This is a genomic window from uncultured Psychroserpens sp. (assembly GCF_947492715.1).
GTDB lineage: Bacteria > Bacteroidota > Bacteroidia > Flavobacteriales > Flavobacteriaceae > Psychroserpens.
The window spans coordinates 186,708-200,873 of the sequence record NZ_CANLNS010000002.1 but is presented as its reverse complement, the minus strand read 5'-3'; the positions used below and the strand labels follow the sequence as shown (position 1 = coordinate 200,873).

The following is a 14,166-nucleotide window of genomic DNA, read 5'->3' as shown; positions in this document are numbered from 1 at the left end:
CAATAAAAAAAGACTGCTGTATCTAGCAGCAGTCTTTTCATGGATTAATTAACCACACGATATAGGTCAAGTAATTATTCATTTGATGACATCATCGCAAAAAACTTATCGATATTAGGTAAAATAACGATTCTTGTTCTACGGTTTTTAGCTCTATTGTCTTTAGTATCATTATCTGTTAAAGGCTGGTAAAAACTACGTCCAGCTGCAATTAATTGCTCTGGAGCCACATTGTAATCGTTCTGTAATTTTTTAACAACAGAGGTTGCTCTAAGCACACTTAAATCCCAGTTATCCTTTACAGCAGCACTGTTTTTCATCAATTTATTATCTGTATGTCCTTCAACCATAACGTCAAGACTTTCTTCAGAATTAATAACATTGGCAATCTTTTGTAAAATATCATTTGCCTTATCACTTACTTTGTAGCTTCCAGAGTTGAATAACATCTTATCTGAAATAGAAATCATCACTACTGTTTCTTCAATATTAACGGCAATATCTTCATCTTCTTCAATGTTATCCATAGATTGTTTCAGATTAAATTGCAATGCTAAATTCATCGAATCTTTTAATGTTTTTGCCGTTGACATATATGCAGGTGGAACATTTTTTAAAGACTCGCGCATGGCTTCTTTTTGATTTTCAGAAACAACAACACCCTCAACAGATACGAGTTTTGCATTATTATCTTCTGTCAGTTCATTTATCTTAGAATTGTAACTATCTACGCGTTGTTGGATTCGAGCAAACTTAGTTTCTAATTCTTCCTTTTCAACCTTTGTTTTTGTTAACTCACTTTTTAATTCGCCGTTGTCTTGCTCTAGTGCGAGGTATTTCTTTTTAGACACACAGGCTGTTAAAAATAATGCTGATAGTATGATTACTGAAATTCGTTTCATAATTGTTTTGTTTATGTTTTGGTTACGTGTATATCTACGAAGCAAAATGAGATACGGACTTTCAATTTCAGAATATTTATTAACCGTTGCTTGTTAACTTCGGAAATGGGAGCCCTTAAAATTTTGTGAAAGGCAATTACATCTTGACATACTTTGATTAATTTTAAAGCATAATCACACGAAACTATCTAATCATGAAAAAATCATTGCTTTTCACATTGACATTACTCTTTTGTTTAATGCCAATGTCTCAACAAGCACAATCCAAAAGAAAGAAGAAAAAAAATCAAAAAGCTGAAGTCACAGCACCTCCACCAAAAAAGAAACAAGGTAAAATTAAAGACTATGATAAAGTCATTACAAAGGATGCCATTACAGATGAAGGTCTTTTTAAAGTGCATAAAGTAGGAGAGAAGTACTTTTTTGAAATTCCTAATGACCACTTAGGAAAAGACATGCTTTTGGTAAGTAGAATCGCTAAACTCCCGGCTAACTTAGGAGGTGGTTATATTAATGCAGGTTCAAAAACAGCCGAACGTCTTATTGCTTGGGAGCGTTTTGATACTAAAATTTTACTCAAAGAACGCTCTTATAATTCGGTTGCCGATGAAGAACTACCGATAAGTATTTCAGTAAAATCAAATAATTACGAACCTACCTTATTTGCTTTCGATATTGCAGCATTTAATAAGGATTCTTCGGCAGTAGTAGTTGATGTCACCAAATTTTACAGTAGTGACGTCAAGGCCATTAGCGGTCTTCCTGGACGTTTACGAAGCACTTATAAAGTGAGAAATTTAGATGGGTCACGTAGCTTTATCAACACAATGAAAAGTTTTCCTCAGAATATTGAAGTGGTTCAAGATATGACCTATAACGCATCTCAGCCACCTTCGGCGCGCTCTTCAGAAACCATAAGTTTACAAATGAATCAGTCTATGATTCTATTGCCCGAAGAGCCTATGCAACCGCGTTTCGCAGATGAGCGTGTAGGTTGGTTTACTTTTAGTCAAGTAGATTATGGTAGTGAAAAATTAAAGGCAGATACCAAAACATACATCCGTAGATGGCGTTTAGAACCAAAAGACCCAGCGGCCTATGCAAGAGGGGAGCTGGTTGAACCTGTGAAACCGATTATTTATTATTTAGATCCAGCCACGCCAGAAAGCCTAAGAAAGTACATAAAGGAAGGTATAGAATTATGGCAAGGTCCATTTGAACAAGCGGGCTTTAAGAATGCAATTATTGCCAAATATCCGCCAACAAAAGAAGAAGATCCAGATTTTAGTCCAGAAGATATTCGTTACTCTGTGGTACGCTATGTGGCTAGTGAAACTAGAAATGCAGTAGGCCCAAGTGTTTCAGATCCTAGAAGTGGTGAGATTATAGAAAGTGATATTATCTGGTATCACAACCACTTACGTTCATACCGAAATCGCTATTTATTAGAAACAGGAGCTGCTAATCCTTCGGCAAGAACCTTAGATACACCAGCAGAAGATATAGGCGAAATGATGAAAATGGTAATTGCTCATGAAGTTGGACATGCACTCGGATTACCACATAATATGAGTGCGAGTAAGGCCTATGACGTTGAGAGTTACAGAAATGGTGCTTTTACGCAAGAGTTTGGAATAGCATCAACTATTATGGATTATGCGCGTTATAATTATATAGCGCAACCTGGAGATCAGAATATTCGATTTATTCGTCAGATAGGACCTTATGATAACTATGCCATAAATTGGGGTTATCGTGTGATTCCTGGTGCCAGTTCTCCTGAGGCAGAGCGTAATATGCTAGACAAATGGATAATGGAAAAAGCTGGAGATCCTAAATATGTCTTCGGAAAACAGAGTAGCCGATTCGATCCTACTTCACAAACAGAAGATATAGGGAATGATGCTATTAAAGCCTCAAATTATGCGTTGAAAAATTTAAAATTCGTTTCTGAAAATTTACCGCGATGGACTAGTAGTCAAACCAATAATTATGATGATTTACAAGAATTATATGGCGAATTATTAGGTTGTTATAATCGTTATATCGGACATGTTCTTGGGAATGTTGGAGGTGTAGAGGAGTACTTAACAACACCAAGACAAGGTGGTGTTGCTTATAAAGCTGTTCCGAAGGAAAAGCAACAAGCATCCATGCAATGGTTGCATAAAAATGCTTTTGCTACACCAACATGGTTGGTAGATAAAACGATGCTTCAAAATATTGACTATGCAGGCTATACAGAGCGTTTACGCCGATTACAAAGTCGTTATCTCAACGGCCTGCTAAGTTTTGATAGATTGGGACGTTTAATAGATCATGAAACACTAGACGCTAACAATTATAGTGCTTTATCAATGATACGAGATTTAAGAAAAGGCATTTGGAGTGAAGCTAATCTCACAAAAAATGTTGATGTATACCGTCGAAATTTACAACGTGCTTATATCGATAGAATGGCCTATTTAATGACAGAAGATATGGATCCGCAATTTAGTAGAAAGTACTTTAATGTGTCTCAATCTGATATTAGAGCCTTAGTACGTGGCGAGTTAAACACCTTAAAACGTCAGGTTGCAGCAGCTAGCAATAGAGGCGTGAATACCATAACAAAATACCATTATAGAGATATTGTAAAACGTATTGATGATATTTTAGACCCGAAATAGACTCACTTATCAATTTTTAAAAAACACCTTTTGGGCTCGCTCTAAAAGGTGTTTTTTTATGGTAAGCACATTTCAACTATATTTATGGAGTGAAGTTGATTAAACTAATCTTATGAGTATTTTTAATAATAAACGTATGGCATTACTTTCGAAAAAGGGCATTTTTAAATATCTCACTTATGGTATTGGTGAAATTATTTTAGTCGTCATTGGTATTTTAATTGCTGTGAGTATCAACAATAAAAATCAGGAGCGTGTCGCACAGAAAAAGTTACGAAGCTATTTGCAAGTATATCAGCAAGATTTGGTTCAGGATACCTTGGTTGTCGGACAAGTATTAAAATACGTTGATGATAGAAAGAAATTCTTCAGAATCTTTCTTAGTGATACTGTAACAGCCAAAACATATGATGACAACAAGGAAGGTTACGGACTTGTATTATCATATTCGCCATTCAAACTTCAAGAAAAAGGAATCAACCTTTTGGAAAACTATGTGAATGATAACGAAACAGAGCAAGACACACTTATTTCTAGAATTTTAACCAATCACAGGGCTTTTGGAAATCTAATTGACGAAACCAATGTTCGTATAGGAAATGACATTGATAACAATATGATGTATCTTAAAGAACATGAACCATGGATTGCAGACTTACTTATAGGAAATTTGTCTAATCCAGATATGATCACCTATTTCTTGAGTGCTAATTATAGAGCGCGATTAGCGATACACTCTACACTAATTTATGGCAATTTAGAACCTATGTTAAAAGGTTTGCAAGCCGCTAATAAGGAAACTTTAGGGATGCTTAACGAACGATTGGAAGAATAAAATGCCATAGAAGTGTAACAAGACCAGGATTTTAGTCTCTTATAGATATATCAATCAACTAATCACCATTTCATGAAAACAACTTCTCGATTAATCGTCAGTTTCATGCTTATCATGAGCATGCTTATAAGCGTAAACGCACAAAACACCTTATCTAAAGTAGAATGGCAAGAAGATCTTAGGCATTTGCAAACTATTATTCATAAAGATTACCCTATCTTATTTAAAAAGACAACAGCTAAAGAGTTTGATACTGCAGTAGAACAACTATACAATGAGATTCCGTCATTAGACACTCATGAAATTCCTGTAGCATTTGCTAGAATTGTCTCTTCATTCTTATATGGACATACACAAATTCCGTTTAGTACTGTAGCAAAAAACGGCGCACTTCCTGTAAATCTTTACCATTTTAACGATGGTATTTTTATTGAAGGCGTTCAAAAAGAACATCAAAGCACATTAGGAGCCAAAGTACTAAAAGTAGGAGCTAAGCCTATTGAAGAAGCCCTAACATTAATACGTCCTGTAGTTCCTGCTGAAAATGATAACTATTTTAAGGGTTATGGCTTACGTTTTTTAACCGTTCCGGACGTGTTGCATGCGCTACGCGTAATTCCAGAATTATCAGATACGATTACATTAACACTCGAAAAAGACGGAAAGGTATTTGAATATGCATTTCCGAAGATTGAATTAAGAGCGTTATCAAGAAGCTATTTGTATACCATACCAAATGAGACCTGGATAAGCTCAAGATCCATGGATAAAACACCGTTATATCTCAAGCATTTGAATGATAAATACTACTTTTTTGAGTATCTAAAAGATAGTAAAACGTTGTATGTGCGTCAGAGTTCTGTGTTTAATCACGAATCTGAAACCTTAAAAGCTTTTTATAGCAGGCTTTTTGAATTCATAGATCGTAACGATGTCGATAAACTTATATATGATGTGCGTCTAAATGGTGGCGGAAACAACTACAATAATGTGCATTTAATCAAAGGGTTAATGGCGCGACCAAATATTAATAAAAAAGGACATTTCTTTTATATCATTGGCAGAAACACTTTTTCGGCATGTCAAAACCTAACCAATGAGATTACGAATTATACTGAAGCTATTCTAATAGGTGAACCAACTGCTGAAAACGTTAATTTCTTAGGTGATGCTAGGAGGGAAGTATTACCAAATTCTAAAATTTCCGCATATTTATCTTATGCTTGGTGGCAAGATAAACCACAATGGGAAAATAAAGATTGGACCATACCTCATATTGGCGTTGACATGTCTTTTGAACAGTATATTACCAATCAAGATCCTGTTTTGGATGCTGCCATGAATTATTCCGATTCAGGTTTTATCCTAGACCCAATGGCGCATTTAACACAGTTGTTTATGGCTGGAAAATATGATCAATTGAAGTCTGATGCTGCTGAGATTTCTAAAAATAAGAACTATCGCTATTATAATTTTCAAGACGAATTTTCAAAAGCAGGAAACCGATTAATATCTAGTGGCGATCCTACAGCTCAGAAATCTGGTATGTTTATTTTGCAATTAGTTGCAGAGTTATACCCTGAATCGGTAAGTGCATTATACAGTTTGGCCAATGCTCAAGAAATAAATAAGCTCAATGAAAAGGCTATAGAAAGTTATACTAAAATGATAGCGTTAGATCCCAAAGGCTCGTTGGCAGCAGTAGCCAAAAGTAGGATTGAAGCACTAAAACAATAGAGAATATCTAGAGCGTACAAACTCCGCTAGAACCGCAAACACCTTTCATATAACGGTATCCACAAGTAACATGATGTGCATCACCAACTTGTATAAGGCCAGCTTTTCCTTTTGTGAGTTCTAATAAAATCTCACCAAAACGAATTAAGGGGTTAGAGGCAGGGAAGCTATTATCAATAACACCATGTTTGTTTATAAACTGCACATTTTTTGTGCCTACAGGTTCATAGTTCCATTGTGCAGCTTTATTAAGTAAATCCTTAATAATGTCTGGAAGTAATGGAAATTTCTCTAAAAGTTCAATAAAATCTTTACCTGGAGGTAAAAAAGGTACGAGGTCTAAGTAATTTTCATAGTTGGTACTATTTGGAAATGCGCTGTCATAGTTAGCAGCAAAAGTAGCATCACCAGGTTTTGGGCCAGCAAAGGTTACCACATGATTGGCCGTAAATAATTTTTTATTCTTAAAGTATAAGGCGGCAATTGGAGACATAGCGCCACCTTTGCTATGCCCTGTAATATAAATGGGTTTAGAATTATCTGGATTAAGCTGACCTAAGGCATATAGGATTCCTGTTTCTAAAGACTTTAAAGCATCTAAGAAGCCCTCATGAACTTTCCCAGGGAAACCAGAAAGGTAAGGAACAGTATCGGCATAGAATATATTTTGAATCCAATCGGCAATAGATTGATCTGTAATAGGAAAAGGAGGTAAGGTACCTCGAAACGAAATGATAATACCTTCGGCTGTTTCACCGATAAAACACGCCTCAATCTTTAGAAACTCGTTAGGTTTTAAAGGCGATGCGACCACAACAAACGGATCTGAGAGTAATTTTATAGCATCATACTGATTAATGATGTTATGATTATCTGGGTTTGTGCTTGGTACAGGTCTTAGATTTTTGCGATAAATACCATTAGGAAATGATGTTTCGATAAGATATGCGGAAGCTGAAGCGCATAATAGTCTACAGTGATCAATAGTTGCCATAATTTGAATATTTTGATGTATTCAAATATAACCGCTGAAAACAAGAATATGTACCGTATAATTACGTGGTTTTGAAATCACGATATACTATACAGACCGCAGTATTTTAAGCAATACGCTTTTGATCGGCGTGCACAGATGCTTTAATTTGAAGCAAATGATTTACAATAGAAGATAGCTCAAACTTTAAGAGGCGGGCATCTTTCCGTGTAAAATCTTCTACATGGTGTTTGTAGATGGATTCGACACCTTTTTTAATAGAAATAAAATAACTATCGTCGCTCGCATCGAAGGTAACAGAACTCTTGAAATCACTTTCTTTTAGTAACCAATACGACAAACTATTGATCTGGTTGAATAAGGCTAAATTTTCGTCCATAATAGTAGATTTTAATAGTTTTGAGGGATACTCTAAGTTACTATCGATCAGACAGTTTGATGTTAAAAGGGGATGAACGACCAATAAAATCGCCAACCGAAATACGAATGTCACGTTTTACCGTTGAATGACCTAATATGATGACATATGATGTTATAAATTGATGTTAATTAATGCCTGCACATTGCATTTGTTTTTTAACTTGGTGTTATGAAAGTAGTTCTAGTATGCTTAGTGTTAACCTGTTTACCATTACAAGGTTTTTCTCAATACAAAGAAATGGATTGGAAAGAACGTGATACATGGATGGCTTTAGACACTATATTTAGTGCCATTGGTATAGAAAAAGGGGATCGTGTCGCCGATATTGGCTGTCATGAAGGGTATTTAAGCGTACGATTGGCAAAAAAGATTGGCAAAAAGGGGAAAGTGTATGCTGTAGATCTTCGTACAGATCGTTTGCAGACCTTAAAAGACATATCGAAAGAGCGAAAACTTGATAATATTAAAACCATAGTTGGCGATTATGACAATCCGAATTTACCTAAAGGACGCCTAGATACTGTTATTATTATGGATACGTATCATGAGATAACAGATTATATGACTGTTTTGGGCCATGTTAAAAGTGCATTAAAACCAGGCGGTCAGATTGTGATTATAGAGAAATTGAAATCGCGTATAAAGGGTAAGTCTCGAGATGAACAGACTGACGCACATAGTTTGGATCCAAAATACGTAGAGCAAGAATTGAGAAAAGCCGGATTTACAATTCGCTATGAAAATAATGATCTTGGTGATTGGGAGAATGATCCTGACAAGGTTATTTGGATGTTGATTGCAACGAAAGCGAAATAATCGATTTAGTTAGATGTGAGTATATAAGGAAGTATGTGAAATGACTCAATTATACTTGAACAGCTTTAGACGTCTTATTGACTTTAAATATTTTTATTTTACATACTATTCACGTAAAATGATCCAGTGGATGATTTTACTTGAATATCAAAAATGAAGAGTACAAGATATAATTCACTATATTTTTATTTTACATACTATACGAAAGTGATCATCCTGTGGATGATTGCTTTTGGATACGACGTAGATAGGCAAGACGTTTTATTGACTCTGAATATTTCTATTTTACATAATATAAATTATAGTACAATTGGATGCAATTAGCGTAATAGAGCGTTTTCGCTCTATTTGACATAATTGCAGATATAATATCACATACGTGATTTATATCGATAGTAATTATGTACAAGCTAATTGTATTGTCCTATTTGTATTTTTTAAATCCTGGATAATTCTCCTAGAATTTTGAAATACGTGATTCTCGTCGATTAGAATTTTGTATTAAAATATCCGCTGCCAACGCCATATTTCTTTGATAAAATCAAATTACTATTGTAATTTATTTTATACTCAAATGCGAAGCATTCATGAGCTCTTTATTAAAACAATAAGAATCCGCGAATAATTCCCAGCCGCTTGCTAGCGCATTATAAAAGCTTTACTTTTTGCTATGTTTTAAAAATCGCGTATTCGATAAAATATACGTCACAAAAAATTTTACGCGATTCTCGTGAGCTTGCCACAAGAGTATAAAATTTCTCTGCGAGCAAATTTCCATACACTTGTTGTTTTTTGTCTTTTAATTGAAGCTTTCTTTTTCGTGTTTTAATACCTTTTGTCTTGAAACACTATTTAGCGAAAGCTAAATACATAAAACAAAAATTCAAGCTAGGTATTCTCAATATTGATACTCAATCAATATCTCAAATAGTATATAATTTTGGAAACAATTACGTTTCGTTACACTATATTTTAGACTAGAAGTTGTATTTCATTCGAATCATCCACTGGATAATTCTCTTGAAATAGCCTATTGTTTTTACCAAAATTTTATGAGGTAGAAATTATTATTCAGGAAAATCAACTTTAATTCTATAATTATTTAATAACTCAAGAAATTTTTTATCTTTAAAGTACTTTCTATAAACCTTTTCTGTAGAGATTATTCTTTGAAATACTTTCTGTTTCATTCCAAAAACAAAAGAAAGCTGTAAATTTTTATAAAACTCTCTATCATTCCCAATTTCAGAATAAATTTCAGCTAAAGTTCCAGTACCATATCTACTCTTAGGGTTCATTTCTAGATTTTTATAAATATATTCGAATGCCTTATCATATTCGCCTAACACTCTATAAACATTAGCAACTTCATTATATCCAACATGATAATTAGGATCTATATCAACTAATTGAAGTTTATATTTGAGGGCTTTTTTGAAGTTTTCTTTTCTGTAAAAGATATTACCTTTTAAAAATATTGCCTGCCAATGATTACTTTCTCGCTCAATTATTTCATCTAATAGCAATAATACTTCCTCTTCCCTATCGCCCATACTATCCAAAATAAAAGACTTCACATATTTACTATGCAGATTTGTCTTATCTATCTTTAAGGCCTTATTTATATTAGAAAGAGCAGCTTTATAATCTTCTAGGTCATCATAAATTGATGCCAATTCGCAATAAGCTTCATCAGATTTATTATTTAATGCAATTGCCTTTTTTAGTAAATTTATTTTTATCGCTTTATCTTTTTCGCTTAAAGCTTGCTCTATAAGTAATTCAGATTCTCTTAAATTATTAAACTTAGAAACTTCATCTCCATTCAAGCTATTTTTTGTTAATTCTTCAAAAAGAGTCAAATAATCTTCTTCTATTGGTACAATATCGTTTCTTTTACTTTTACCAGATAAAGTATTTATTTTAAATTTTTCTTCTTCTTCTAATTCTCTGTCTGAATGAATAACAAAAACTTTACTTATTAATTCCTCTTCTTTATTTATAATATTCAAAGTTTTTCTTATGATTATCGCTTCTTTATGTTTATCCTCTGGATTAGTATAATAAGGGATTCTAGTTAACACAAAATGAACCTCGGGTAAAACACCTCTCAAATTATTTTTTTCATTTTTTAAACTTTTAATAATTTTAGATATTCCATTAATATTTTCGTTATTATTTGCGGCTAAAGTAACTACTGTATCTGCTAGTAAAGTCATTGCAATACCTGAAATGTCAGTAATTCCTGTTCTAGAATCAATTAATAAAAAATCAGGATTTTCATCTCTATTTATTACTTCTTTTAAATTTAAGAGCAATTCTACGCCATGACTTTTATCGTTATAAAATAAATCTTTCCAATTAATAGAAGACAAGTCTTTCCAATAATTATCGTTATTGACATTACCAGCTGGGAAAAATTTTATAAGCCCATCAAGACGTCCGTCATAATTAATATCAACCAAATAATTTTTAAAATCATTAGGAAGAAATCCAGTTCTTTGAAATTCGGAGATATATTCAACCAAGCCTTTATTTATACTCCTAGAATTCAGATAATCCTTAAATTTTAAGTGTAACCCAGGAGCTTCTAAATCAAAATCAATTAAGCATACTTTTTTGCCTAAATCAGCAAGTCTCATTGCTATATTTGCTAAAGTCAAAGATCTTCCGACTCCTCCTTTATAAGAATAGAATGTTATTGTTTTCATAACTTATATACAAATTTCAACTGTTGTACCTCTATTTGTAATTTTATTTTGAATTAATTCAGCGTTATAACCATCAGGTATTAAAAAATGAACTTCAGGATGTATGTTCTTTTCTTCTAAGTTAAATTCAGTTTCAGCGTCAACATCAAGTATAGAAATTATTTCAACTAATTTCTTAAGACTAGTGTTAAGGTAATTCTCAGCCTCATATTTTTGTATTTGTTGTGCGCTTACTCCGAGTTTACGTCCTAACTCTTCATGATTATAACCTCTTGCAATTCTACTATTAATAATACCTTTACTTAAATCATCTATACTAGTAATAAATCGTGTTACTTTCCCTGTTTTTAAATTTTCGTATTCAGAAATATCATGTTTGAATTCTTCAATTTGACTCTCAATTGAATCAATTTGAGCCTTAATTAAAAGTGGGTGAATTCCATTGTTATCAGCTTTTTTAATCAAATCAAGTGCTTGATTAAACTTCTTTAACTTTCCTTTAATTATTCTGTACTGCTTTTCGTTTTTTATCATCTCTATAGTCTGATTCCTATTATTCCTTTTGGTAGATTATTTCTGTTTTTTTGAAAGAAATCCAAAAAAATCACATTAGGTGGTTCCGCTATCTCATTACTTGGAAAAAATTCACACCCATATTTCAGTTTTTGTTGTCGTCTTTGGTTTGAGAAAATCAATAAAACTGGATCAAGTTTTGTAGGGTCAACTCCCTTTATGTCCCAGCATGCATCTATATCACCTGGTTCTACTTTTGATGTAACAAAACTTCCATCTATATAAATTGTTTTGCATCCTGCGTTTTTAAAACTCTTAAGAGCTTCTACAAGACCATTAATTAAAACCTTTCTTTTGTCACTAAACCCCAAAGTAGCTTTTATTTCAGCCATTGTAGCCCAATGAATGCCTTTAGGTAATAGTCCATCTGTATTAAAGTCAGGAATCAAAACAATTATTTAGTTGTGTTGTGGATAACACAAATATATAAATGTGTTATAATATAAACAAATAAATCCTTGTTTTATTATAATTTCAAGTAAATTATCTAATTCAACACACATTACGCTCCACTCCTATTTAACAAATAGGAGCTCATGAATCTCGTAAACTCGATTTCATTAACATTGTAGAGAAACATTTGTCAAGAAAAAAATAAAGAAAATGAGGTATTAAACTTTCGCTTTTTACCAAATCGACGAAGGAGATTCATGAGTACAATAATTTTAAAATCCACGATTCTGATGATTTAAGAATTTTTTATAAATTTACTAGATAACCAATTGATTTATAGTTATTTGAAATCATTATTAAGGGAGATATTTAATCTAGACTCTGATCAATCTTTAATCCTTTTATTAGTTTTAATTTGGATTGTAGTAATGACCTATGTTGTATTTTATTCTGGAAAATCTACAGGTTCAAAATTTAAACCTAAATTTAAATCTAAGTCTGATGTTGAACCTTATTCATATTATAAACATACTTTAAGTCGAAAAACTTACTATAATGAAATCTATTTAAAATCTGAGGCCTGGCAACGTAAACGTTATGTTGTTTTAAGAAGAGATCATTGGAAATGTGTGTATTGTGGCTCAAAAGCGACTCAAGTGCATCATACACGATATGCAAAATATAATATTGGTAAAGAACCTATTGAATGGTTAGAATCGGTTTGTAGATCCTGTCATGAGGATTTGCATGATTAAATCTAATTGCTTTTCTTTAGTTATATTGTTCACAGCACATTAACGCCCATTGCTAGCTACTGGCGTTATTGGTTAAGTTTTTTTTCATATTCACCAAGTTTGTCCATAATCGCATAAAACTCCTTTAATCCATCCATACTTGTAATAGTTGTATTAATTATTAGCAGCTTCCCAACATTAGTTTTAGGATTAAAAAACATAAGAGTAGCAACTCCTGGGTCAAATCCGGTATGACCAATATTTCCGTCTCCACCAAATCCCATAAATATTCCAGAATTGTATTCGTCGTTATATTTATCTTCTTTATCACGCTCATCAAAATGAGTTTCGTCTAATTGTAGAGTAAATAATTCCCTATAACTTTTATGGCTAAGAATTGTTCCTTCCCCCAGTTTGCCTTTTATTAGTTCTGTTAGATATAGACCTAAGTCATTAGCTGAAGTGATAAATCCACCATCTGGAAATGTGATTAAAGAATAATAAGGAAGCTCTGTTTCATTTTTGGTGTAAAGCTTTGAGTGATTATACATGTTTACATCTTCAAATGACCATCCTGAATTAGACATCTTTAAAGGTTTAAGAATGTGTTCAGTTGTAAAAGATTCATAAGATTTCCCCGTTGCCCTTTCCAGAACAAGTGCAGCTAAAGATGCACCAATATTTGAATATTCAAATTGCTCTCCAGGCTTTTTTTTCAAAAAACCATCTTTTTGATACCATTCTCCTTCCTTCTGAAGAATTGCCCTTAAAAAATCAGTCATAGCTATTTTCATATCTGGTTGATTCAGGGTTTCCGATAATCCTTCAATATCTATGAACTTCTCTTCTTTTAAAACATATGCCTTTTCATCATAATATTTGGTGTCTATAATTGTAGATGTATGAGTGGCTAATTGTCTAATAGTAATCGGAGAGTCTGGATAATAAGGGTTTGTTATATCAAAAGATAAATATTTACTAATTGAATCATCAAGATTAAGTTTACCTAGTTCTTGGGCTTTTAAGAGGGATATTCCTATTAATGTTTTAGATATGGAAGCAATATTCTGAATAGAATTTTCATTATATTCCTTATTGTTTTGTAAGTCACTAAATCCGAATCCATTTTGATAAATAGTTTCAGACTGGTTTACAATAGCCACAGAAAAACCGTAAATGTGTCCACGACTATAAATTTGATTCAATTCGTCAGTAAGTGAGTCTCGTACTTGATAAAATTGTTCTAAAGAATTTTTAGATTGGTTAGGTTGTTGTTTGCATGATATTATAGTGCAAATTGTTAAAAAAAAGATCGCATTTCTCATGTTTCATTTTTTAAATTAAGGACATTACTTATAGCTAATATGTAAATTTTATAATA

12 protein-coding genes are annotated in these 14,166 nt (G+C 32.8%); 5 read left to right on the top strand and 7 right to left on the bottom strand.

The window, feature by feature from the left end; translation table 11 throughout:
• Nucleotides 1–74 precede the first annotated feature (74 nt).
• Nucleotides 75–902 (bottom strand): OmpA family protein, encoded by an 828-nt coding sequence (locus tag Q0787_RS07725; protein ID WP_298901778.1) that lies wholly within the window; start codon nucleotides 900–902, stop codon nucleotides 75–77.
• A 194-nt stretch (nucleotides 903–1,096) separates the two neighbouring features.
• On the opposite strand from Q0787_RS07725, the gene Q0787_RS07720 reads away from it, so the two are divergent.
• From Q0787_RS07720 to Q0787_RS07710, 3 genes are all read left to right on the top strand, one after another.
• Nucleotides 1,097–3,571 carry a zinc-dependent metalloprotease gene (locus tag Q0787_RS07720; protein WP_298901777.1) on the top strand — a complete coding sequence of 825 codons (2,475 nt, stop codon included), beginning with the start codon at nucleotides 1,097–1,099 and terminating at the stop codon, nucleotides 3,569–3,571.
• A gap of 112 nt (nucleotides 3,572–3,683) precedes the next feature.
• The gene (locus Q0787_RS07715; protein WP_298901775.1) at nucleotides 3,684–4,406 is read left to right on the top strand and encodes a DUF6090 family protein; all 723 of its coding nucleotides are present in this window, start codon (nucleotides 3,684–3,686) and stop codon (nucleotides 4,404–4,406) included.
• 72 nt (nucleotides 4,407–4,478) lie between these two features.
• On the top strand, nucleotides 4,479–6,143 hold the full coding sequence (locus tag Q0787_RS07710) for a hypothetical protein (protein ID WP_298901774.1): 1,665 nt from the start codon (nucleotides 4,479–4,481) through the stop codon (nucleotides 6,141–6,143).
• 7 nt (nucleotides 6,144–6,150) lie between these two features.
• On the opposite strand, the gene Q0787_RS07705 is transcribed toward Q0787_RS07710, so the two are convergent.
• Together Q0787_RS07705 and Q0787_RS07700 are read right to left on the bottom strand one after the other, a co-directional pair.
• Nucleotides 6,151–7,137: a lipase family protein gene (locus tag Q0787_RS07705; RefSeq protein WP_298901772.1), complete on the bottom strand. Its 987-nt coding sequence runs from the start codon at nucleotides 7,135–7,137 to the stop codon at nucleotides 6,151–6,153.
• A 106-nt stretch (nucleotides 7,138–7,243) separates the two neighbouring features.
• Nucleotides 7,244–7,516, bottom strand: coding sequence for a hypothetical protein (locus tag Q0787_RS07700; protein ID WP_298901771.1), 273 nt, complete (start codon nucleotides 7,514–7,516; stop codon nucleotides 7,244–7,246).
• Nucleotides 7,517–7,726: 210 nt separating this feature from the next.
• On the opposite strand from Q0787_RS07700, the gene Q0787_RS07695 reads away from it, so the two are divergent.
• A complete protein-coding gene (locus tag Q0787_RS07695) occupies nucleotides 7,727–8,374 on the top strand; it encodes a methyltransferase domain-containing protein (RefSeq protein WP_298901770.1) in 648 nt (215 codons plus the stop codon).
• A gap of 1,067 nt (nucleotides 8,375–9,441) precedes the next feature.
• Here Q0787_RS07695 and Q0787_RS07690 read toward each other — a convergent pair.
• Genes Q0787_RS07690 through Q0787_RS07680 form a run of 3 tightly spaced genes read right to left on the bottom strand, consistent with a single transcriptional unit; the run spans nucleotide 9,442 to nucleotide 12,047 of the window.
• Nucleotides 9,442–11,085 carry an AAA family ATPase gene (locus Q0787_RS07690; RefSeq protein ID WP_298901769.1) on the bottom strand — a complete coding sequence of 548 codons (1,644 nt, stop codon included), beginning with the start codon at nucleotides 11,083–11,085 and terminating at the stop codon, nucleotides 9,442–9,444.
• A 3-nt stretch (nucleotides 11,086–11,088) separates the two neighbouring features.
• Nucleotides 11,089–11,619 (bottom strand): helix-turn-helix transcriptional regulator, encoded by a 531-nt coding sequence (locus Q0787_RS07685; RefSeq protein ID WP_298901767.1) that lies wholly within the window; start codon nucleotides 11,617–11,619, stop codon nucleotides 11,089–11,091.
• 2 nt (nucleotides 11,620–11,621) lie between these two features.
• Nucleotides 11,622–12,047, bottom strand: coding sequence for a hypothetical protein (locus Q0787_RS07680; RefSeq protein ID WP_298901764.1), 426 nt, complete (start codon nucleotides 12,045–12,047; stop codon nucleotides 11,622–11,624).
• Nucleotides 12,048–12,395: 348 nt separating this feature from the next.
• Here Q0787_RS07680 and Q0787_RS07675 point away from each other — a divergent pair, with 348 nt between their 5' ends.
• Complete coding sequence (locus tag Q0787_RS07675; protein WP_298901763.1) at nucleotides 12,396–12,806, top strand: HNH endonuclease; 411 nt, start codon at nucleotides 12,396–12,398, stop codon at nucleotides 12,804–12,806.
• 65 nt (nucleotides 12,807–12,871) lie between these two features.
• On the opposite strand, the gene Q0787_RS07670 is transcribed toward Q0787_RS07675, so the two are convergent.
• On the bottom strand, nucleotides 12,872–14,110 hold the full coding sequence (locus tag Q0787_RS07670; RefSeq protein ID WP_298901761.1) for a serine hydrolase: 1,239 nt from the start codon (nucleotides 14,108–14,110) through the stop codon (nucleotides 12,872–12,874).
• Between the last annotated feature and the right edge of the window lie 56 nt (nucleotides 14,111–14,166).

Bases quoted from the DNA above. Each gene is read 5' to 3' on its own strand.
- Q0787_RS07725 (WP_298901778.1), bottom strand. From the start codon at position 902: ATGAAACGAATTTCAGTAATCATACTATCAGCATTATTTTTAACAGCC.
- Q0787_RS07720 (WP_298901777.1), top strand. From the start codon at position 1,097: ATGAAAAAATCATTGCTTTTCACATTGACATTACTCTTTTGTTTAATG.
- Q0787_RS07715 (WP_298901775.1), top strand. From the start codon at position 3,684: ATGAGTATTTTTAATAATAAACGTATGGCATTACTTTCGAAAAAGGGC.
- Q0787_RS07710 (WP_298901774.1), top strand. From the start codon at position 4,479: ATGAAAACAACTTCTCGATTAATCGTCAGTTTCATGCTTATCATGAGC.
- Q0787_RS07705 (WP_298901772.1), bottom strand. From the start codon at position 7,137: ATGGCAACTATTGATCACTGTAGACTATTATGCGCTTCAGCTTCCGCA.
- Q0787_RS07700 (WP_298901771.1), bottom strand. From the start codon at position 7,516: ATGGACGAAAATTTAGCCTTATTCAACCAGATCAATAGTTTGTCGTAT.
- Q0787_RS07695 (WP_298901770.1), top strand. From the start codon at position 7,727: ATGAAAGTAGTTCTAGTATGCTTAGTGTTAACCTGTTTACCATTACAA.
- Q0787_RS07690 (WP_298901769.1), bottom strand. From the start codon at position 11,085: ATGAAAACAATAACATTCTATTCTTATAAAGGAGGAGTCGGAAGATCT.
- Q0787_RS07685 (WP_298901767.1), bottom strand. From the start codon at position 11,619: ATGATAAAAAACGAAAAGCAGTACAGAATAATTAAAGGAAAGTTAAAG.
- Q0787_RS07670 (WP_298901761.1), bottom strand. From the start codon at position 14,110: ATGAGAAATGCGATCTTTTTTTTAACAATTTGCACTATAATATCATGC.